Source organism: Rivihabitans pingtungensis (assembly GCF_003201855.1).
GTDB lineage: Bacteria > Pseudomonadota > Gammaproteobacteria > Burkholderiales > Aquaspirillaceae > Rivihabitans > Rivihabitans pingtungensis.
Genome location: NZ_QJKI01000018.1, coordinates 27,000 through 48,129, shown reverse-complemented (window position 1 = coordinate 48,129; position 21,130 = coordinate 27,000). Strand labels below are relative to the sequence as shown.

Here is a 21,130-nt window from a genome sequence, read left to right as displayed (position 1 = left end):
ATTGATTCGAATCAACGATTTCCCGACCGGGAAATTCCTACACTGGCGGCATGCTCGTGTTGTGGAGAAACAACGATGAATGCCCCCTGTCCTTTGCCGCCGCTGGCCGGCGGCGCCCTGATTGACGACGAAGCCTGGCCAACGGGCGTGCAGGTGGCGCTGGTGGGGGCCGGGCCGGGCGACGCCGGCTTGCTCACCCTGCGCGCCCGCGCCCGTCTGCGCGCGGCTGAGGTGGTGCTGTACGACCACTTGATCAACCCGGCCATCCTCGCCCTGGCGGCGCAGGCGCGGCTGTACTGCGTGGGCAAGCGCGCTGGCGCGCACAGCGTGGGCCAGCGGCAGATTGAACAGTTATTGATCGACGAGGCGCGCGCCGGCCGGCGTGTGGTGCGGCTCAAGGGCGGCGACCCGTTGCTGTTTGGGCGCGGCGGCGAAGAAATGCAGGCGCTGGCGGCGGCCGGGCTGCGCTATGAAGTCACCCCCGGCGTCAGCGCGGCGCTGGGCGCGGCGGCGATGGCGCACCTGCCGCTCACCCACCGCGACCACGCCCAGGGCTGCACCTTGGTCACCGGCCATCGCCGCGACGACGCCAGCGAGCTGGCCTGGACTGCGCACACCCACCCCGGCGCCACCGTGGTGGTGTATATGGGCGTGCGTCAGGCCGGGGCGATTGCCCAGGCCTTGATGCAGCACGGCCGCGCGGCGGACACCCCGGCGGCGGTGATCGAAGCCGCCACCACGCCGCGCCAGCGGGTGATCCGCACCCGGCTGGACCAACTGGGCGCGGCGGTGGCCGAGCACGACGCGCACACCCCGGCCTTGCTGGTGATTGGCCCGGTGCTGGCGGTGCACGATGAACTGATGGCCGCCGTTGCGCTGAGCGCCGCTGACAACACCCCGTGCAGCGATCAGTGCGGGTAGTGCGGCACAGGGCCAGCAGGCTTGTGTTCGCCGCGCTCAGCTGCGCCGGTAACTGAAACTGGCAAAGCAACGGGCCAGCTGCGCCTGCGCCGCCTCGCTGAGCGTCCCTTGCGCCGGCTGGCCCGGCGCTGACCGTTCATCCTGCACGGCGTAGTGGCGCACGCCGCGCGCCGCCAGCGTTTGCGCCAGCGCCAGCAGCCGCGCTTCGCTGAGCCGCTGTGGGCTCCAGGTGGTGCGGCATTCCAGCGCGCAGCCGGCTTCCAGCGCCATTTCCAGGCACACTTGCACCGGCCAGGCGCTGCGCGCGCGGCCGGTCAGCGCGTCGTAGCCGGCCTGGTCGGTTTTGATGTCCAGCGCCAGCCAGTCCAGCCAGGGCAGCAGTTGCGCCAGCCGCTGCGGGTAGATGCCGGCGCTGTGCAGGCCGACGGCAAAGCCGCGCGCTTGCACGGCGCGGGCCATGTCGGCCAGCGCTGGCTCGCTCAGCGGCTCGCCGCCGGAGAACACCACGCCGTCCAACAGGCCGCGTCGGCTGTCCAGCCAGTGCAGGATGGCCGGCCAGTCCAGCGTGCGCTGGCGGGGTTGCAGTTGGGGGTTGTGGCAGTAGCCGCAGCGCCATGGGCAGCCGGCGATAAACACCACGGCGGCAAGCTGGCCGGGCCAATCGACGCTGGAGAAGGGCGTCAGGCCGCCGATGGCGGGTTCAGTCGTGGCGCTGGGGTTCACGGAAGAAGCGCCGTTCATGGAATTCGCCTTGTTTGCCGGTGTTGAATGAGCTGACCGGGCGGTGGTAGCCCATGACGCGGGTCCAGATTTCGCAGCGGGTGCGGCGGGGGTCGTGTGGGGTGAGGGGGATGGGGTTGCTTGGGGTGGTCGGGGTGGTGTGTGGGGTGGGCATGGTGGTTGTCCTTTGTGTGAGTGGGTGAGTTGAGCCGCGCTGTCGCGCGGGGTTGATTGGGGGCAGGGCTTCGCCCCGCACCCGACCCCTTTTCTTTGTCTCGCCAAAGAAAAGGGGGAAAAGAAAGGCGACCCGGGTGCCGCGCCCGTCCCTGCGGGCCGGGTGCCCTGTGCTTCTCGCCGGCCAGGGCCGCCACGGAATGGCGCGTCGGCTGCGCCGCCGCTTAGCCGTGGCGGACGGCCCCCTGGCCGGCTGCGATGCTCGGCGCGCCACACGGGGGAAACGGCGGGCTAAGCGCAACGGGCGGTGTGTTGAATTCATCTGGTGACGGGGTCAGGCAATGGGCAGTAGATAGCGCAATCGGTGGCTCGTTGTGCGCCTCGCTGGTGTTTGCCCCGCTGCCACGTCGCCCCCGCGCAGGCGGGGGCCCAGGCCAGGGGCCATGGCGTGCTGACGGTCAAGTCTGGTTGACCACTGTGTGTTGGATCTCCACTTGAAACCATCACGCCGTTTCCTGCGCATGTTCTTGCGCCAGCAGCGCTGCGTCGCACTGTGGGCAGTATTCGTGGCGGCCGGATAGATAGCCGTGGTGTGGGCAGATGGAGAAGGTGGGGGTGATGGTCAGGTAGGGCAGGCGAAAGCGGGTCAGCGCTCGTTGCACCAGGGTTTTGCATGCCTGCGCCGAGGTGATGGCTTCGTGCATATACAGATGCAGCACGGTGCCGCCGGTGTATTTGCTTTGCAGGGTTTCCTGGCGGCTGAGCGCGTCGAAGGGGTCGTCGGTGAAGCCGGCGGGGAGTTGGCTGCTGTTGGTGTAATACGGCTGGGTGGCGCTGCCGGCTTGGCGGATGTCGGGCCAGCGTTTGCGGTCTTCGCGGGCAAAGCGGTAAGTCGTGCCTTCGGCTGGGGTGGCTTCCAGGTTGTACAGGTGGCCTGTGTCGGTCTGGAAGTCGGCGATGCGGGCGCGCACGTGGTCGAGCAGGCGTTCGGCCATGGCGTGGCCGGCGGCGGTGGTGATGTCGTCGCGGTCCTGGCTGAAGTTGCGGATCATCTCGTTGATGCCGTTCACCCCCAGGGTGCTGAAGTGGTTGCGCAGTGTGCCCAGGTAGCGCTTGCTGTATGGGTAGAACCCTTGGTCCATATAGCGCTGCACCACTTTGCGCTTGACCTCCAGCACGTCGCGGCCGTGCGCCAGCAGGGTGTCCAGCCGCGCCAGCAGGGCGGCTTCGTCGCCGGCGTATAAGTAGCCCAGCCGCGCGCAGTTGACCGTCACCACGCCAATCGAGCCGGTTTGCTCGGCGCTGCCAAACAGGCCGTTGCCGCGCTTGAGCAGTTCGCGCAGGTCCAGCTGCAAGCGGCAGCACATCGAGCGCACCATATGCGGTTCCAGGTCGGAGTTCACGAAGTTCTGGAAGTAGGGCAGGCCGTATTTGGCGGTCATGGCAAACAGCCGCTCAGCGTTGGGGTGATCCCAGGGAAAATCCCGGGTGATGTTGTAGGTGGGGATGGGAAAGGTGAACACCCGGCCGCGTGCGTCGCCGGCCATCATCACTTCGATATAGGCGCGGTTGATCATGTCCATTTCTGCTTGCAGCTCGCCGTAGCTGAACGGGCATTCCTCGCCGCCGATATAGGGGATTTGCTCGGCCAGGTCGGCCGGGCAGCGCCAGTCGAAGGTGAGGTTGGTGAACGGGGTTTGCGTGCCCCAGCGGCTGGGCACGTTGAGGTTGTAGATCAGCTCTTGCATGCTTTGCCGCACTTCGGCATAGCTCATGGCGTCCAGGCGGACAAACGGCGCCATATAGGTGTCAAACGAGCTGAACGCCTGCGCGCCGGCCCATTCGTTTTGCAGCGCGCCCAAAAAATTGACGATCTGGCCAATCGCGGCGGACATATGCCGTGGCGGGGTGGCTTCCACTTTGCCCGGCACGCCGTTAAAGCCCTCGGTCAGCAATTGGCGCAGCGACCAGCCGGCGCAGTAGCCGGACAGCATGTCCAGGTCATGGATATGAATATCGCCGGCGCGGTGGGCATTGGCCGCTTCGCGCGGGTAGACATGCTCCAGCCAGTAATTGGCGGTGACCTTGCCGGCCACATTGAGGATCAGCCCGCCCAGGCTATAGCCCTGATTGGCGTTGGCGTTCACCCGCCAGTCGCGTTGTTCCAGGTATTCGTCCATGCACTGGCCCACGTCCACCCAGTTGCGCGCGGCGTCGCGCAGGCGGGCGTGTTGTTCGCGGTACACCACATAGGCCCGCGCGGTGCGCCAGTGGCCGGCCTGCGCCAGGGTTTCTTCCACCCGATCCTGAATGGTTTCCACATCCGGGCAGCGTTCCCCGGCCAGTTGGGCCAGCACCTGGTCGCTCAGCGCCTCGGCCAGCGGCAAGTCAAATTCGCCGCTGGCGCGGCCGGCGGCGGCGATGGCGCGCACGATATTGCGGCGGTTGAACACGGCAAGACTGCCATCCCGTTTGCGCACCGATTGCATGGCGCGGCCCCCCAGAGAGTGATGATGGGTGGGATCATAACACTACATGTTGTGTTTATTGATTGGTTAAACTCAGCATTTTGTGTTTGCTTGATGGCCATCAAGCCCTGCGCCCACTGCGGGCAAATCACCGCCCGTCAGCTGCGCCAGCGCCGTGCGCACGGCGTGCGCAGCCTGCTGCTGCTCGTCAGCCGTGCAGTCGCGGCCGTGACGTTTGCGGATGGCCAATTCGCTGAGCACCACATGCTGGCCGGCCTGCACCCCCGCCTGCGCCAGGCAGGCCTGACAGCAGGCCAGCGGGCAGCCGTCCAAGGCCAGAATCGGCCGTCCGCTTTGCGCCAGCTTGACCAGCGCCGCCACCCCGCCGCCCACCCCGCTGATGCACGACATCTGCGCCGCCCCGCTGCGGTCCAGCGCCACCGCCAATTGATTGGCCAACTGGGCGACATTCGAACAGCCGGAACAGGCGTACACCAAGGGCTTGCCCGCTGGGGTGGCCGGCGCGTTCACATCGGGCTCCAGCGCGCCGCCAGCCGGGTCAGCCAGGCCGGGCGCTCTTGCGCATCCAGCCAGTTTTTCACCACCAGGCCCAGCTCGGTGTCGCCGGCAATCGCCAGCCGGCGCTGAAAAAACAGCGTGTCAGCGTCCACCTGGCCCGCTAGCAGAAGCAGCACATCCGCCAGACTGGCCGACAGGCTCAGCTCGGCGTCGGCCACGCCATGTGGCCGAAAGCGCCCATCCCGGCAACACAGGCCATGGCGCAGGCCCAGGTCGGTCAGCGTCAGCGCCACGCTGCGCCCCTCCAACTCGGCCGGCGGTTGCAGCCAACGCCCCAAGCGCGCCAGCTCCAGCACAGCGCACAAAGGAGGAGACAACAAGGCCGGCGGCACAACGGCGCCGAAAGTGGCGACAGACATCGGGTGAACTCCTTGACATGAATATGATGGGGCGGCGGCGGAGACTTTGCGGCATGCCGCTGGCAGCACAGCGGGTGGGACATGATGGGGTGGCGCGTGACGCGCAGCGGATGGCGCAATCTGTTCTGTGTTGTGCGCCACTGGGGTGTTGGCCCCTCCACCGCGTCGCCCCCGCGCAGGCGGGGGCCCAGGCAAGGCGCCACGGTGCGCCCACGGTGACATCTCGTTGGCCGCTGTTTGCTGGCGGGCGTGGGCGGCACGCCGCACTGAGCGGCGCTCAGCATTCGCGCCAGGCATTGCCCGACTCCCCCCACCAATAGCCATTGCAGCGGCCAATGCCGGCTGGCGGCGTCACGCTGGGGCTGGCTTGGCCGGCGCGGGCGGCGGCCAGGGCGGCGATGGCTGGCAGCGTGCCTTGCGATTGCGGGCTGACCCGCAGCGCCGCCACCCCCAACTGCGCCAGCGCCTGGGCCTGATCGAGCAAATCCAGCGCTGCGCCGGATTGGGTTTGCACGCCGTTCAGGGTAAGAAACTCGCCGTCTTCCTGGGTGCGCATGGCCAGGCCATCGGGGTGTTCGATGCAGCGAAAGGCGCAGTCGTCCTTGCTCAGGTTAAAGTGCCGGGCGGTAAAGCAGCGCGCCGAAAACGCCAGCGGCATGCGCCCCCACACCATCACCTCGCAGGGCAGGTCGGGCGGGGCTTCCGCCAGCAGGGCGGCCAGTTCGTGGCGATTGAGCTCCAGCGGGGCGACAAAGCGGCAGGCGCCCAGGCTGGCCAGCCAGCGCAGGGTGTCGCCGTGGTAGGCGTTCAGGTGCGGGCCGGCTACAAAGGGCCGGCCGCCACGGGCGCGGATGGCGCCCAGGTCGCCGGCTTCCACCAGCCAGTCGTCCTGAGCGGCCAGCTTGTGGGTGAGTTGAATCGCCGCGCCAGATTCCACCAGCGTTGGCGTGGACAGCACCACCTGCTTGCCGGCGGCGGTCAGCTCGGCGGCGATGTCCAGCCAGTCGGCCGGGCGCATCACATGGCGGCGCAGGCACACGGTTTCGCCCAGATACACCACGTCCACCGCGCTGGCGGCCACCTCGCGGTAAAACGCCTGCACGGTGTGCCGGGGCCAGTAGTACAGCAGCGGGCCCAGGGTGATGAGAAACGGCGCGGTCATTTCCATGGTCGGTCAAATGCTCCCTGCGTGGTCTGGCTGCCCTCGGCGTGGCGGGCCAGCGTGTGTTGCCAATCGGGCTGGGGTTGATAGCGCGCTGGCGCAGCCTGGGCGGCGTCCAGCGCGGCGCGCAGGGTGGCCACCACTTGCGCCACATAGGCCGGGCTGCGTTGGCGGCCCTCGATCTTGATGGCGCGCACGCCAATCGCCGCCAGACGCGGCAGCAGGCTGAGCGCATTCAGGCTGGTGGGCTCTTCTAGCGCATGGTCGCGCCGGCCTTCCACCATAAAGCGCCCCTTGCACAGCGTCGGGTAGCCCGCCGGTTCGTCCGGGGCGTAGCGGTCGATCAATAGGCCATTCAAGCGCGCCTCCATCTGCCCGTCGCGCGGCTGCCAGCGCACCGCATGCGCTGGCGAGCACACGCCGCGATTGTTGGGCGAATCGCCAGTGGCAAAGCTGGACAGCAAACACCGCCCCTCGGCCATCACGCACAGGCTGCCAAAGCCGAACACCTCGACCTCTACCGTGGTTTTTTCAATCAGGCGGGCGATGTCGGTCACGGTGAGTACGCGCGGCAGCACCACGCGCTGAATGCCAAACTGCTCGCGCATCAGCTCGATGGCGTCGGCGTGGGTGGCCGAGCCCTGCACCGACAAATGCAGGCGCTGCTGCGGGTAGCGCTGGCGGGCGTAGGCCAGTACGCCGGGGTCGGCCAGAATCAGCGCATCCGCCCCCAGCCGACAGGCGGCGTCCACCGCCGCCCGCCATTCCTGCGCGCGGCCAGGCTGGGCAAAGGTATTGATGGCGAACAGCACCTGGCGGCCATGCTGGCGGGCAAACGCCACGCCCTGGGCAATGTCGGCCTCGGTGAAGTTAAGCCCGGCAAAATTGCGGGCGTTGGTGGCGTTTTTCAGGCCCAGATACACCGCATCCGCCCCCGCCAGCACCGCCGCCTTTAACGCCGCCAGATTGCCGGCGGGCGCGATCAGCTCCATGGTTGCATTCCTTGTGGTGAAGCAAGCGGGGACTGTAAGACCGGGGTGGCGCAGCGGCCTTATCCTGGGTCAAGGCTGGCCGGTTGGCGGAGGGGGAGGTGTGCTTTGGGAGTAGGAGAGGGGATCGAGCGGGTTGGGGGGGCTGGCTTGGCGGCGTGTTGGCCGGGCTGCCGCTATCCGCCCCAAGGGTCAGGCAATTCAAGGTTAGAGCGGCGAACAAAACCCTCCTGGCGTCGTTGCCCGACCTTGCTGTACTGCTTGTACTGTCTGCGGTCGTGCGCCTAGCCAGGATCGCTGCGCTGGGTTTTGTTAGCCACTCTTAGTGACGGGTATCGCCAAACACCTCGTCCAGCGAGCTCGCGTCCAGCACTCGGTCGCCCCAGATTTCCAGCTGGGCAGGCGTGGCTGCGGCAAGTTTGGCCTGCTGGGAGGCGGACAGTTCGCCAAAACGCCGGGTGAGCAAGCGTTGCAACAAGAAAGCTTCGCCTCGCTGCATCCCCCTGGCAATCGCCTGGGCTTCCCAGCGGTCGATATTGGTTTCCAGCATGTGCATCCCTTTCGTCAATTCTTCGGCATCGGGTGTCGCCAGCCCAGGCATTCTGCTTTTCAGCCGGTATTTTACCCAGTGCGCCAATACCCGGTCGAGGCGCTGCTTGAACGGGGATTTCGCAATGGCATCCGCCAGGCTGCGAATCGCACGTTTGGCGGCAGCAGTGTCGGGTGTGTGTTCAAAACAAAAAATCGCCGCCATCACCCGCTGCATGTCTTCCAGCTCGGCAGCGGGAAAGGCGCCTTCGTCCAGCAGCCAGAATTTCAGCTGCGGCTGAAACGGTTTGAGCACGGGCGGGTGCGGACGAATCAGCGAATACAGCTCGCTGCTTTGCCGCCAGCGGGCATCACCGTTATACAGCACGATGGGCAGCACTGGCGGCAGGCCGTCGGCGATATCCACCGCTTTGCTGCGCAATAGATGGTCGTACAGCGCGGCGACATATTGCAGCATGCGCATCGGCATGGTGTCGTCTGGGGTGGATTGGAACTCCAGCAGCAGATAGAGATAAATCCGCCGCCCCTGCAACTCAACCGACCAGACAAGATCATCGGCACGCGGTTTCATCGCCGGGGTGACGTAGTTGCCGCTTTCCAGCCGCAAGGTGGTGTAGTCGAGCAGCTCGGACACGCCCGGCGGGGCGAAGGTTTCCAGCAGCTCTTGCACCAGTTCGGCGTGAGAAAACAGGTATTTATAACCGCTATCGTGGAGGTGGACCATCTGTGCAGTGTAGCGCGTGGGGTGGGTGGGCTCAAGCGGCTGCGGTTCGCGCTGGCCATGTGTCAGGCCCAAAAAATAGACTGAGGCCAAGCGAGTTTCCCCATAAAAAACCCCCGGCATCCACAAGGAACACCGGGGGAGAAACGTCGCCTGCGCGTGTCTGCCAGACGGGCGGGCGGCGGATCAGGAGGAAGGTTTGCTCAGGGCAGACGCAGGATGGGCCACCGCGCTCAGCGGCGTGGGCGCACCAGTTGCCAGGCGCGGCCCAGGTAGCCCACGGCGGCAAAGCCGCTCCACACGTGCACCAGGCGGGTGAACGGGAAGATCACAAACAGGCTCATGCCCAGAAACAAGTGCAGCTTGAACACTGGTGAGGCGTCGGTGATGAAGCTGGCGGCGTCGCCGCGCAGGGTGACGATATGCTGCGCCCAGCTCATCAGCAGCACCATTTCGTGGCCGTCCAGGTGTTGGGCGGAGACAAAGATGGTGGACAAACCAGCCAGCACGGTCACCAGCAGCCAGCCCAGCACCAGGGTGTCGCGCCAGGTGGTGTTGGCGGCCAGGCGGGCGTTGCCCAGGCGGCGCGACAGCAGCATCAACAGGCCCAGCAGGCACAGCGTGCCCATCACGCCGCCGGCGGTCATGGCGAACACTTGCTTGAAGCTGTGCGACACGCCCAGCGCGTCCCACACCGCCACCGGGGTGAGCAGGCCGACGGCGTGGCCAAAAAACAGGCCCAGCACGCCGATGTGAAACAACATGCTGCCCAGGCGCAGGCTGCCGCGATGCAAGAGCTGGCTGGATTCGCTTTTCCAGCTGTATTGCTCGCGCTCGAAGCGGATCAGGCTGCCCAGCAAAAAGACGCTGAGCGCGATGTACGGGTAAATCCCGAACAGAAATTGATGCAGGGTATCCATGGGGTCTCTCCTTGCCGGCCGTCAGGCGTGCGGGCGGCTGGGGTGAAAATGGATCGGCGCCAGCTCGGGCAGCGCCGGTTTGAGCAGGGGCTCGACGCCGTCCGGGCCGGGGCCGAAGGTTTCCAGCGCTTCGTCCATATCGCGCACGGGCGGCACGCTCAATGGTTGCGGCTCCACGCTGGCCAGCGTGGCCAGGGCTTGCAGCACGCAGGCGTAGGGCGAGCCGCGCGAGGCCAACTGGCGGCCGATGTGCGCCACCACATGCACGGCGTCGTCCAGCAGCCGGCGCGCCTCGTCGGCGGCGCACAGCGACAGAAACTCCAGAAACAGCGGCAGATAATCCGGCAGCTCGTGGCTGACCGGCTCAAAGCCGTGGGCGCGGTATTCCTCGATCAGGTCCACCATCGCCTGGCCACGGGCGCGGTCTTCGCCATGCAGGTGCTCAAACAGGTGCAGCGAGTGCGCTGGCTGGCGGTCAAACGTGCCGACGTAGGTTTCCTGCAAGGCAATCAGCGAGGGTTCGCCGCCCAGGTGGGCGAACAGCGGCGCCAACTGGGCGCACAGCGCCGGTTCAACATCGGCCAGCGCGCTGTCCAGCTCGGGCAGCGCGTCGATCAGCGGCTGTTCCGGGTAGTCCAGCAGCAGCGACAGCACGCGATAACTCAAAGGATGGGCAGGGGCGCGCATGGTTTATTCTCCGGCCTGGCGCGCGCGGTCGCGGCGCATGTCGTGAAAGACAATCGGCGTGGCTTTTTTGCGGCCAAACAGGCTTTCATTGGAGTGGCCATCCGAGCAGCCGTTGCCAAAGGTAAAGCCGCAGCTGGCTTTGTCTTCGAAGGCGTTTTCCACCATTTCCTTGTGGCTGGACGGGATGACAAAACGGTCTTCGTAGTTGGCGATGGCCATCACCTGGTACATGTCTTCCACTTGCGCCGGGTTCAGGTGGGTGCCCTTGAGCGTGTTGGGGTCCACCACTTTGTCCACGCTCTTCTTGCGCATATAGCGGCGCATGGCGACCATGGTTTCCAGCGCTTTGATCACCGGCTCTTCCTTGCCGGCGGTCAGCAGATTGGCCAGGTATTGAATCGGGATGCGCAGGTCTTTCACCGAGGGGATGATGCCGTGCTCGCCAATCAGGCCGTTTTCCATCGCCGACTGGATCGGCGAGAGCGGCGGGATGTACCACACCATCGGCAGGGTGCGGTATTCCGGGTGCAGCGGGAAGGCGACTTTCCATTCCATCGCCATTTTGTACACCGGGGATTTTTGCGCCGCAGTGATCCAGGCGTCGGGGATGCCCTGTTTTTTCGCCTCGGCAATCACCTCCGGCGCGTTCGGATCGAGGAACACCTTCAGCTGCGATTCGTACAGGTCTTTCGGGTCGGCCACGCTGGCGGCGTGTTCGATTTTGTCGGCGTCGTACAGCAGCACGCCCAGATAGCGGATGCGGCCCACGCAGGTTTCCGAGCACACCGTCGGCTGGCCGGCTTCGATGCGCGGGTAGCAGAAGATGCACTTCTCGGCCTTGCCGGAGGTCCAGTTGTAGTAAATCTTTTTGTACGGGCAGCCGGAAATACACATGCGCCAGCCGCGGCATTTGTCCTGATCAATCAGCACAATGCCGTCATCTTCGCGCTTGTAGATCGAGCCGGACGGGCAGCTGGCCACGCAGGTGGGGTTCAGGCAGTGCTCGCACAGGCGCGGCAGATACATCATGAAGGTGTTCTCGAAGGTCGAGTACATCTCTTTCTGGATGCCTTCAAACAGCGCGTCTTTGGCGCGCTGGGCAAACTCGCCGCCCAGGTCGTCTTCCCAGTTGGGGCCCCATTCGATTTTGTCCATCTTCTTGCCGGTCAGCACCGACACCGGCCGCGCGGTGGGCGGGGTTTGCATGCGCGGGGCGTTTTGCAGATGTTCGTAATCGTAGGTGAACGGCTCGTAATATTCGTCAATGGCCGGCAAGTTCGGGTTGGCAAAGATATTGGCCAGAATTTTCAGCTTGCCGCCCTGGCGCGGCTCCAGCTTGCCGTCGGCGCGGCGCACCCAGCCGCCGTTCCATTTGTTCTGGTTTTCCCATTCTTTCGGGTAGCCAATGCCGGGCTTGGTTTCTACATTATTGAACCAGGCGTATTCCACGCCATCGCGGCTGGTCCACACGTTTTTGCAGGTGACCGAACAGGTGTGACAGCCAATGCACTTGTCCAGATTCAGCACCATGCCGATTTGTGCACGGATTTTCATTGATCTCTCCTTGGTGAAGGCAGAGGGAGGCGGGCCGCCGGAGCAGCCTGCCGGCTACCCTCACTTGGCCAGCGGTGTGTCCAGCCAGTCCACGTTCTTCATCTTGCGCACAATCACGAATTCATCGCGGTTGGAGCCGACGGTGCCGTAGTAGTTAAAGCCCCAGGCCAGCTGCGCATAGCCGCCAATCATGTGGGTGGGCTTGGTGACCGCGCGGGTGACCGAGTTATGGATGCCGCCGCGCTTGCCGCTGGTTTCTGCGCCGGGCACGTTCACGATTTTTTCCTGGGCGTGGTACATCAGGCTCATGCCTTCTGGCACGCGCTGGCTGACCACCGCGCGGGCGGTGAGCGTGCCATTGATGTTGAACACCTCGATCCAGTCGTTGTCCACGATGCCGGCTTTTTTGGCGTCGATTTCCGACACCCATACGTGCGGGCCGCCACGGCTGAGGGTGAGCATGCGCAGGTTGTCGGAATAGGTGCTGTGGATGCCCCATTTCTGGTGCGGGGTAATCCAGTTCAGCACGATCTCCTGGTGGCCATTGGGCTTCTTGCCCAGAATCGCCTCAGTGGTTTTCAGATCGACATGCGGTTTGTACAGACACAGCCCTTCGCCAAAGGCGCGCATCCACAGGTGATCCTGATAAAACTGCTGGCGGCCGGTCAGCGTGCGCCAGGGGATCAGCTCGTGCACATTGGTGTAGCCGGCGTTGTAGCTGACTTCTTCGCTTTCCAGGCCCGACCAGGTGGGCGAGCTGATGATCTTGCGCGGCTGCGCCTGCACATCGCGAAAGCGAATGCTGTCGTGCTCGCGCGGCAGCGCCAGGTGGGTGTGGTCGCGGCCAGTCACCTTGGACAAGGCCGCCCAGGCTTTTACCGCCACATGGCCGTTGGTTTCTGGCGCCAGGGTGAGAATCATCTCGGCGGCGTCAATCGCCGTGTCCAGCTTGGGTTGCCCGGCGGCCACGCCGCTGGCCACGGTTTTGTTCAGGCCGCGCAGCACGTCCACTTCGTGGCCGGTTTGCCAGCCAATGCCCTTGCCGCCGTTGCCGACTTTTTCCAGCAGGGGGCCGATGGAGGTGAATTTTTCGTGGATCTTGCGGTAATCGCGCTCGACCACGGTCATCTTCGGCATGGTCTTGCCGGGGATGGGCTCGCACTCGCCTTTTTTCCAGTCGCGCGGGTCGAATGGCTGGCCGAGCTCTTCCGGGGTGTCGTGCATCAGCGGGGTGAGCACCAGGTCTTTTTGCACGCCCAGATACTCGCCGCCCACCTCGGAAATCGCCTTGGCGAAGCCCTTGTAGATTTCCCAGTCGCTCTTGGCCTGCCACAAGGGCTGCACCGCCTCCGACAGCGGGTGGATGAACGGGTGCATGTCCGAGGTGTTCAGGTCGTCTTTTTCGTACCAGGTGGCGGTGGGCAGCACGATGTCGCCGTACAGGCAGGTGGTGGACATGCGGAAATCCAGCACCACCAGCAAATCCAGCTTGCCCTGCGCCGCCGGGCGCACGGTGATTTCGCTGGGCTTGATGCAGCCTTCTTCGCTGCCCATCACCGCGTTTTGCGTGCCCAGCAGGTATTTCAGGAAATACTCATGCCCCTTGCCCGAGCTGCCCAGAATATTCGAGCGCCAGACAAACAGATTGCGCGGGAAGTTTTGCGGGTTGTCCAGGTCGTTGCAGGCCATGTCCAGCTGGCCGGTTTTCAGCTGCTCGACGGCGTAGGCGATGGGGTCTTTGCCGGCGGCTTCGGCCTGGCGGGTGAGGTCCAGCGGGTTGGCGCTCAGTTGCGGGGCGGACGGCAGCCAGCCCATGCGCTCGGCCTTGGCGTTGTAGTCAATCAACGCCATATTGGCCATCTTGCCGTCGGCGGTCGGGCAGAGGATTTCATTCACGCCCAGTTTTTCATGTCGCCACTGGCTGGTGTGGGCGTAGAAGAAGCTGGTGCCGTTCATCTGCCGGGCCGGGCGATTCCAGTCGGCGGCAAACGCCAGCGGCGCCCAGCCGGTTTGTGGACGCAGTTTTTCCTGGCCGACATAATGGCACCAGCCGCCGCCAGACTGACCAATACAGCCACACAGCATCAACATATTGATGATGCCGCGATAGGTCATGTCCATGTGATACCAGTGGTTCAGCGCCGCGCCGACAATCACCATCGAGCGGCCGTGGGTCTGGTCGGCGTTCTGGGCGAATTCGCGCGCCACCTGGATCACCATTTCTGGCTTCACCCCGGTGTGCTTTTGCTGCCAGGCCGGGGTGTAGGGCACATCATCCAGATACGAACTGGCGACATTGCCGCCGCCCAGGCCGCGATCAATGCCGTAATTGGCCGCCATCAGGTCGAACACCGTGGCCACCAGCACTTCTTCGCCATTGGCCAGCTGCACCTTGCGCGCCGGCACATTGCGCACCATCACCTCGTCGTGCTCGGCGCCAAAATACGGAAAAGCCACCGCCGCCACCGCGTCGCGCTGGTCAAGCAGCGACAAACGGGCGCGCACCTCACGGCCGCCGCTTTCCCGCGCTTCCAGGTTCCACTTGCCCGACTGCCCCCAGCGGAAGCCCACCGAGCCATTGGGCGCCACCAGATCACCGCTGAGCTCGTCAAACGCCAGGGTTTTCCATTCCGGGTTATTGTCCTCGCCCAGATTGCCGGTCAGCTGCGAAGCGCGCAGGAAGTATTCCGGCACATAACGGCTGCCATCCTGCTTGAGCGTCACCAGCATCGGCATATCGGTCAGCCGGCGGATGTAGTCGGTAAAATACTCGCTGGGCCGCTCCAGGTGGAATTCCTTGAAAATCACATGGCCCATCGCCATCGCCAGCGCCGCATCGGTGCCCTGCTTGGGCGCCAGCCAGATATCGCCAAACTTGGCCATCTCGCCAAAGTCCGACGACACCGCCACCGTTTTCGTGCCCTTGTAGCGCACCTCGGTGTAAAAATGCGCATCCGGCGTGCGCGTCATCGGGATATTCGAACCCCACACCATCAGATAATTCGAGTTATACCAATCGGCCGACTCGGCCACGTCGGTCTGCTCGCCCCAAATCTGCGGGCTGGCCGGCGGCAAATCACAGTACCAGTCGTAAAACGACAGCGGCACGCCGCCAATCAGGCTCAGGTAACGGCTGCCAGCAGCGTAAGACACCATCGACATCGCCGGAATCGGCGAAAAACCAATCACCCGATCCGGGCCGTAATTCTTGATGGTGTAGGCATTGGCGGCGGCGATGATCTCGTTCACCTCGTCCCAGCTGGCGCGCACAAAGCCGCCCTGGCCGCGCTGGGTTTTGTATTGCGAGGCGATTTCCGGCGTCTGGCTGATCCGCTGCCAGGCCTGAATCGGCCCCAGCGTTTTGCGCAGCTCGCGCCAGTGCTGCATCAACACCCCGCGCACCATCGGATACTTCACCCGCTGCGCCGAATACACATACCAGCTATACGACGCCCCACGCGGACAACCGCGCGGCTCGTGGTTGGGCAAATCCGGCCGCGTGCGCGGATAGTCGGTCTGCTGCGTCTCCCAGGTGATCAGCCCGTTTTTGACGTACACCTTCCAACTGCACGACCCGGTGCAGTTCACCCCATGCGTGGAGCGCACGATCTTGTCGTGCTGCCAGCGCTGGCGGTATCCGTCCTCCCACTTGCGGTCTTCCTTCACCACCGCACCGTGGCCATCGGCGAAAGTGGCTTTCACCTTGCCGAGAAAATTCAGTCTGTCGAGAAAATGGCTCATGCGTGCCTCCAAGGGGGTTGGCCGGGCCAGACAGCCCGGCGCCGATACCGCCAAGAGTAAGAAGCTGCACGCAAACCGCCCATTGGTCAGAGGGAGAGCGCGAGGGAGGCAGAGGGGGGAGGGTGGGGTAGTTCGAAAGGAGGGGGAGGGTTTAGGTGTATGATATTTAATGGTTTTTTGTGGTTTGACTTATTCTTTCTGCGCTTGTATTGAAAAAGATGAGAGATGGGTGCTAATATTTGTTTTTCACTCTAGACTACAAAAAACAACCCGACCCGCATTATTGAGTGGATGTCATAGTAAGCCGTTTTCTCCGTAGCTTCTAGAATAAGTTTATAAATATTGCATGTCATGTATAGGTGTCCTGATGATAAATTCAAGTCTACTAAGAGATCGTAGATACACAATTGGACTTAGCCAAAAAGAGCTGGCCAATCTAATTGGCTACTCAACTTCGTGGGTTTCTCAGTTGGAGGGTGGAAAAAAGAACCTATCTGAAGAGGTTTATCAGTCCATACTTGAGGCGCTTGGCTACCAAGAGGCTGACGGGGAAAAATTTAGATTTTGGCTGATTAACGTGATTGTTAAAAGTGGCCTTGATATATGGGATTTCTCAGAGGCCGCTGAGGTTGAATGGAGCATTCTGCTGGAAGTGATTACTAGAAATGCAGATGCATGTGATGATGAAACTCTTCGTAGAATCGAAGCCTTTTCAGGTAGTACTTACAAAAAAGCAAAAGGCCGTACTTCTTCAGTAGATGGTTATCAGACTGAGCTGGTCTCTTTCGATGTTTACGACAAAATTACTCACCCTGATCAAGGCGGGGTATATATTTTTTATGATATTACTGGTCGGCCAGTCTATATTGGAAAGTCTCAGAACATTAAAAGAAGAATTCGAGATCATGCTGAGAAAAAATGGTTTTTGGCTCCATTTGTGCAAAAAGGTGCCTATGTCCTCATTGAGGACGAGCTGCTTTGTTCTTTTGTAGAAAATTTGCTCATTCGGGTAATTGGTCAGAATTTGGTTTTGAATAAGCAAGGGGTGGATCGCGATAATTCAAGAGAAAGCGATTGACTCAAGCAAATGATTTTCAATGGCCGCTGAACTAGCAATTAAGTAGTTTTGCCATCAAGGCGGTCTTTTGCTTGATGTTTTCAGGGGGTGAGTGTTTAGTTACTTGCGGAAATTAAATTGCTACATCGAAATGATTGAAAATTAGTCTGCAATTCATCCTGCTCCATCCCCCATCAACTCACGCTCAATCTGCTCAATGCTCGGCAAGCTGGTTTGTAGCTCAGCGGGCAGGGATTCCAACATCTTGTATTCGGCAATGCCCATCGGCTGGCTTTTGTCTCCCAGCGCATATTCCGCCACCACCTTATTCTTGCTCTTGCACAGCAGCAGGCCGATGGTGGGGTTGTCTTGTTCGTGTTTGACCTGACGGTCTATGGCGGTCATATAAAAGCCCAGTTGCCCTAGGTGTTCTGGCTTGAATTTTCCGCCTTTCAGTTCGATCACCACATAGCAGCGCAGCTTGAGGTGGTAGAACAGCAGGTCGATAAAAAACTCGTCGCCACCTACGTCCAGCAGCACTTGGCGGCCAACAAAGGCAAAGCCGGCGCCCAGCTCCAGTAAGAATTCGGTGACGTGTTTGACCAGAGCGGCTTCGATTTCGCGCTCTTGCGCTTCATCGGTCAGACCAAGAAAATCGAAACGGTACGGGTCTTTCAGTGATTCTCTGGCCAGATCAGACTGTGGCTTGGGCAAGGTCATGGGAAAGTTAGACACCGCCTGGCCGCTGCGCTCCAGCAGGCGGGTTTCGATCTGCATCACCAGGATATTGCGCGACCAGTTGTGCTCAATGGCTTTGGCGGCGTACCAGCGGCGAGTTTCTGAGTCGGGTAACTTATCCAGCAGCGCCAAATGGTGATACCAGGGCAATTGTGCAAGCGCCTCTTGCACAATTGCTTCATCCGGCCAAGCCTGGGCAAAAGCACGCATATACTTGAGATTGCGCGGCGAAAACCCCTTCTCTCCGGAAAAGCCAAACGCAGGTCCTCGGCCAGCCGTTCGATCACCTTGGCTCCCCAGCCTTGTTCTGCTTATCGGGCCAGAATGTCGCGCCCGATTTGCCAATACAGCAGCACCAGTTCACGATTCACGGCCAGGGTGGCGCTTTGTTGGGCAGTGTGAATCCGAATTTTAAGCTCGGTCAGCCAAGCGGAGTAGCCTGCTGGCGGCTCGGTCAGGCGAACGGGTTTTTCACTGATGGTGTGTTGTCTCTTGCTTGGCGCAGTCAATCATACTCAGCACAGCGTGCTTGGCGGGCTGTATGCCGGGCGGTGCAGCTGGGCTGGAACGGCGTTATGCGCTGATTGCTCAAGGGTTTTTCTGTTTCACTGGGTGTGTCGAGTATGCCCGCGCTGCGGCGAATGCGTCCATATTCTCCGCACAATCTGCGGTGATTAGCGCGGTGCTTCCTACTGCCGCTGGCCGATCTGCCGGCATAAAAAACGGCGCCCGGGGGCGGGCGCCGCAATGCTTGTGTGGACAAGCCGGAGAAACCGCCCACCCACAGGGCGGACGGATGACAAGACAGGTATTGCCTGGCACTGCGCTCAGCAGGGCACCTCGGCGTTCTTGCGGGCGTAATACCAGCCATTGATCAGCAAGCAGCTCAGATAAAACGCAATAAACGCATACAAGGCCGCTTCCACGCCGCCGGTCAGCGCAATCGAGGTGCCATAGCTCTTGGGAATGAAAAACCCGCCATAGGCACCAATGGCACCGGAGAAGCCCAGCACGGCGGCGGCTTCTTTGGTGGCGTCGGCGGCGGCTTGTTTTTGCGCGGCGTCGCCCGGCTTGGCCATGCGCTTGTGCAGGGTGAGGAAGATAGCCGGCACTTGCATAAAGGTCGAGCCGTTGCCGATGCCGGTCAGCGCAAACAGGCACAGGAACATGGCGAAAAAGCCCTGGAAGTTGCCGCCCTGGCCGCCGTGCGGCAGAAATTGCAGCACGCCAAACACCGCCGCCACCATCAGCACAAACACCGTTTGTGTGACCTTGGCGCCGCCGATTTTGTCGGACAGCCAGCCGCCAATCGGCCGGGCCAGCGCGCCCACCAGCGGGCCGAAGAACACATATTTGCTCGGGTCAATCTGCGGGAACTGGCCTTTCACCAGCAGCGGAAAACCAGCGGCAAAGCCGATGAACGAGCCAAAGGTGCCGATGTACAGCCAGCACATCAGCCAATTGTGCTTGCGCTTGAAAATCACCGCCTGATCGGCAAACGAGGCCTTGGCCGAGGCCAGGTCATTCATGCCAAACCAGGCGGCCAGGGTGGACAGCACAATAAACGGCGCCCAGACAAAACCGGCGTTTTGCAGCCACATCTGCTTGGTGACCGCGCCCTTCACCCAGGTTTGCGGCTCGCCGCCCAGCGCGCCAAACAAGCCCATGGTGATGACGATGGGCACGACAAACTGCACCACCGACACGCCCAGATTGCCCAGGCCGGCATTCAGGCCCAGCGCCGTGCCTTTTTCGGCCTTGGGAAAGAAAAAGCTGATATTGGCCATCGACGAGCTGAAATTGCCGCCGCCAAAGCCGCACAGCAGCGCCAGCCCGGCCATGGTGGCGTAGCTGGTGTTGGGGTCTTGCACGGCAAAACCAATGCCGATGGCCGGAATCAACAAACTGGCGGTGGACAGCGCCGTCCACTTGCGCCCGCCAAACACCGGCACCATGAAGGAATAAAAAATCCGCAGCGTGGCGCCAGACAAAGCCGGCAGCGCCGCCAGCCAGAACAGCTGATTCTCGCTGTAGCGAAAGCCGATATTGGGCATGTTCAGCACCGCCACGCTCCACACCTGCCAGATGATGAAGGCCAGGGTGAGCGCGGGGATGGAAATCCACAGATTGCGCCGGGCAACGGCTTTGCCCTCTTGCTGCCAGAAAGTCGGATTCTCCGGCTCCCAGCGGGTGATGATGCGACTGGACATGGAAAGTCTCTCCACTTGCGAGCGCGGGGCGGCCGCCCCGCTGGTTGGCCGCCGGCGCGCACAGGCCAGCGGCGGATGGGTGAGGGGGTCAGGCCGCTTGCCGGTGGCTGAGCAAGGCGGGTTTGAACGAGTAGTGCATCCACACCAGGCTGACGCACACCGTGCCGTACAGCAGCATGAAGCAGCTGGTGCGCACGCCGGTCAGGTCCAGCAGCGCGCCGAACATGATCGGCAAGATAAAACCACCCAGGCCACCGGCCAGGCCGACCACGCCGGACACCGCACCGATGTTGTCGCTGAAATCATCCGAGATGAACTTGAACACGCTGGCCTTGCCCACCGCCATCGCCACCCCGGCCACCGCCATGACGCTGGTGAACAGCCACGGCGACAGGCCGATGTTCAGGCTCATCGGGCCTTTGACGGTTTGAATCACCAGCGCGGTTTGCGGGTAAGACAAAATAAAGAAGCACACCCACAGCACCCACATCACCCACCAGGTAGTTTTGTAAGCGCCGTATTTGTCCGACATCCAGCCGCCAATGGCGCGCAGCACGCCGCCGGGCAGCGAGAAACAGGCCGCCAGAAACGCCGCCAGCTTCATGTCAAAACCGTATTCGCCGACGTAATACTTGGTCATCCACAGCGCCAGGCCGACATAGCCGCCAAACACCACCGAGTAATACTGGCTGTAGCGCCAGACACGACGGTCGCCCATCACTTTCAGCTGGTCGGCAAAGCGCACGCTCTTGCCCACGGTGTGCTGCGGGTTATGCGCGCTGAACAGCCAGAACAAAATCGCCGTCACCAGCATCACTCCGGCATACACCTTGGGCACCAGCATCCAGCCGCCAGCGGCAATCAGTGCCGGGGCGGCGAATTTGTTTACCGCCGCGCCCGAGTTGCCCGCGCCAAACACGCCCATGGCCAGACCTTGCTTGTCGCGGGAAAACCAGCGCGCCACATACGGCGTGCCCACCGAAAACGAGCCGCCGGCCAGGCCAACAAACAGGCCAATGGCCAGAAAATGCCAGTAGGCGGTGGCGTACTCCATCAGATAAATCGGCAGCACGGTGAACAGCATCAGCAAGAAAAACACCACGCGCCCGCCAAAGCGGTCGGTCCAGATGCCCAGCGGCACGCGCACCAGCGAGCCAGTCAGCACCGGGGTGGCGGCGAGGATGCCGAATTCGGTTTCATTCAGGCCGAGTTGTTGTTTGAGCGGAATGCCGACGACGCCAAACATCATCCACACCATGAAACACACGGTGAATGACAAAGTGCTGACGGCCAGCACCGACCATTGCCGGGCATTGCCGGCGTGTGCGGGGTCCGAAGCCATGATGCTTCCTTTGGTGATCAATCATGGTTCGAGCTTACGAGCCGGCCGCCCACCCGCCCATTGGCCGAACAGTGGGCGCAGTGGGGTTTTTGGAACTAGCGGGGCTAGTCCGTTTGGGTGAGCGGGTGGGGCGCTGCCGTCTCGCCGGCAGCCTGTCCTAGTTCCAATGGCTAATCCCCCACCCTGCCGATGGCCGACTGTGGCGCGGCCGGCGCTGGCCTATCATCGGCCCATCAGTC

The 21,130-nt window shown here is 62.6% G+C and carries 18 protein-coding genes; 2 read left to right on the top strand and 16 right to left on the bottom strand.

Going from position 1 to position 21,130, the window contains the following annotated elements; genetic code table 11:
* Positions 1-75 precede the first annotated feature (75 nt).
* Complete coding sequence (gene cobA / locus DFR34_RS12330) at positions 76-921, top strand: uroporphyrinogen-III C-methyltransferase (protein ID WP_110391459.1); 846 nt, start codon at positions 76-78, stop codon at positions 919-921.
* 36 nt (positions 922-957) lie between these two features.
* On the opposite strand, the gene DFR34_RS12325 is transcribed toward cobA, so the two are convergent.
* The 12 genes from DFR34_RS12325 to DFR34_RS12270 all read right to left on the bottom strand — a co-directional run bounded on the left by DFR34_RS12325 (position 958) and on the right by DFR34_RS12270 (position 15,544).
* A complete protein-coding gene (locus DFR34_RS12325; RefSeq protein WP_110391458.1) occupies positions 958-1,662 on the bottom strand; it encodes an anaerobic ribonucleoside-triphosphate reductase activating protein in 705 nt (234 codons plus the stop codon).
* Positions 1,622-1,816: an anaerobic ribonucleoside-triphosphate reductase gene (gene nrdD, locus DFR34_RS12320; protein WP_110391457.1), complete on the bottom strand. Its 195-nt coding sequence runs from the start codon at positions 1,814-1,816 to the stop codon at positions 1,622-1,624. Before nrdD ends, DFR34_RS12325 begins: the two co-directional genes overlap by 41 nt.
* 502 nt (positions 1,817-2,318) lie before the next feature.
* Positions 2,319-4,304: a ribonucleoside triphosphate reductase gene (locus tag DFR34_RS12315; protein ID WP_110391456.1), complete on the bottom strand. Its 1,986-nt coding sequence runs from the start codon at positions 4,302-4,304 to the stop codon at positions 2,319-2,321.
* 72 nt (positions 4,305-4,376) lie between these two features.
* Positions 4,377-4,814, bottom strand: a complete 438-nt coding sequence (locus DFR34_RS12310) for a putative zinc-binding protein (protein ID WP_110391455.1) — start codon at positions 4,812-4,814, stop codon at positions 4,377-4,379.
* The gene (ubiT, locus tag DFR34_RS12305; RefSeq protein WP_110391454.1) at positions 4,811-5,221 is read right to left on the bottom strand and encodes a ubiquinone anaerobic biosynthesis accessory factor UbiT; all 411 of its coding nucleotides are present in this window, start codon (positions 5,219-5,221) and stop codon (positions 4,811-4,813) included. Before ubiT ends, DFR34_RS12310 begins: the two co-directional genes overlap by 4 nt.
* A gap of 277 nt (positions 5,222-5,498) precedes the next feature.
* Positions 5,499-6,389, bottom strand: coding sequence for a U32 family peptidase (locus tag DFR34_RS12300; protein WP_110391453.1), 891 nt, complete (start codon positions 6,387-6,389; stop codon positions 5,499-5,501).
* Positions 6,380-7,375: a ubiquinone anaerobic biosynthesis protein UbiU gene (gene ubiU, locus DFR34_RS12295; RefSeq protein WP_110391452.1), complete on the bottom strand. Its 996-nt coding sequence runs from the start codon at positions 7,373-7,375 to the stop codon at positions 6,380-6,382. Before ubiU ends, DFR34_RS12300 begins: the two co-directional genes overlap by 10 nt.
* A 319-nt stretch (positions 7,376-7,694) precedes the next feature.
* Positions 7,695-8,735 (bottom strand): Rpn family recombination-promoting nuclease/putative transposase, encoded by a 1,041-nt coding sequence (locus tag DFR34_RS12290; protein ID WP_158281817.1) that lies wholly within the window; start codon positions 8,733-8,735, stop codon positions 7,695-7,697.
* Positions 8,736-8,875: 140 nt separating this feature from the next.
* On the bottom strand, positions 8,876-9,562 hold the full coding sequence (gene narI / locus DFR34_RS12285) for a respiratory nitrate reductase subunit gamma (protein WP_110391450.1): 687 nt from the start codon (positions 9,560-9,562) through the stop codon (positions 8,876-8,878).
* Positions 9,563-9,583: 21 nt separating this feature from the next.
* Positions 9,584-10,249, bottom strand: a complete 666-nt coding sequence (gene narJ, locus DFR34_RS12280) for a nitrate reductase molybdenum cofactor assembly chaperone (protein ID WP_110391449.1) — start codon at positions 10,247-10,249, stop codon at positions 9,584-9,586.
* Positions 10,250-10,252: 3 nt separating this feature from the next.
* On the bottom strand, positions 10,253-11,803 hold the full coding sequence (narH, locus tag DFR34_RS12275) for a nitrate reductase subunit beta (RefSeq protein ID WP_110391448.1): 1,551 nt from the start codon (positions 11,801-11,803) through the stop codon (positions 10,253-10,255).
* A 60-nt stretch (positions 11,804-11,863) separates the two neighbouring features.
* On the bottom strand, positions 11,864-15,544 hold the full coding sequence (locus tag DFR34_RS12270) for a nitrate reductase subunit alpha (RefSeq protein ID WP_110391447.1): 3,681 nt from the start codon (positions 15,542-15,544) through the stop codon (positions 11,864-11,866).
* Between the two features lie 367 nt (positions 15,545-15,911).
* Here DFR34_RS12270 and DFR34_RS12265 point away from each other — a divergent pair, with 367 nt between their 5' ends.
* Entirely contained in the window at positions 15,912-16,622 is a 711-nt protein-coding gene (locus DFR34_RS12265) for a helix-turn-helix domain-containing protein (protein ID WP_158281816.1), read from the top strand.
* Between the two features lie 153 nt (positions 16,623-16,775).
* On the opposite strand, the gene DFR34_RS12260 is transcribed toward DFR34_RS12265, so the two are convergent.
* The 4 genes from DFR34_RS12260 to DFR34_RS12250 all read right to left on the bottom strand — a co-directional run bounded on the left by DFR34_RS12260 (position 16,776) and on the right by DFR34_RS12250 (position 20,891).
* Positions 16,776-17,684, bottom strand: a complete 909-nt coding sequence (locus DFR34_RS12260) for a PDDEXK nuclease domain-containing protein (protein WP_211309396.1) — start codon at positions 17,682-17,684, stop codon at positions 16,776-16,778.
* The gene (locus tag DFR34_RS17405; protein WP_211309395.1) at positions 17,651-17,848 is read right to left on the bottom strand and encodes a DUF1016 N-terminal domain-containing protein; all 198 of its coding nucleotides are present in this window, start codon (positions 17,846-17,848) and stop codon (positions 17,651-17,653) included. Before DFR34_RS17405 ends, DFR34_RS12260 begins: the two co-directional genes overlap by 34 nt.
* Before the next feature lie 318 nt (positions 17,849-18,166).
* Complete coding sequence (locus tag DFR34_RS12255) at positions 18,167-19,549, bottom strand: NarK family nitrate/nitrite MFS transporter (RefSeq protein WP_110391445.1); 1,383 nt, start codon at positions 19,547-19,549, stop codon at positions 18,167-18,169.
* Positions 19,550-19,637: 88 nt separating this feature from the next.
* Positions 19,638-20,891: an MFS transporter gene (locus DFR34_RS12250; RefSeq protein WP_110391444.1), complete on the bottom strand. Its 1,254-nt coding sequence runs from the start codon at positions 20,889-20,891 to the stop codon at positions 19,638-19,640.
* Positions 20,892-21,130: the final 239 nt, after the last annotated feature.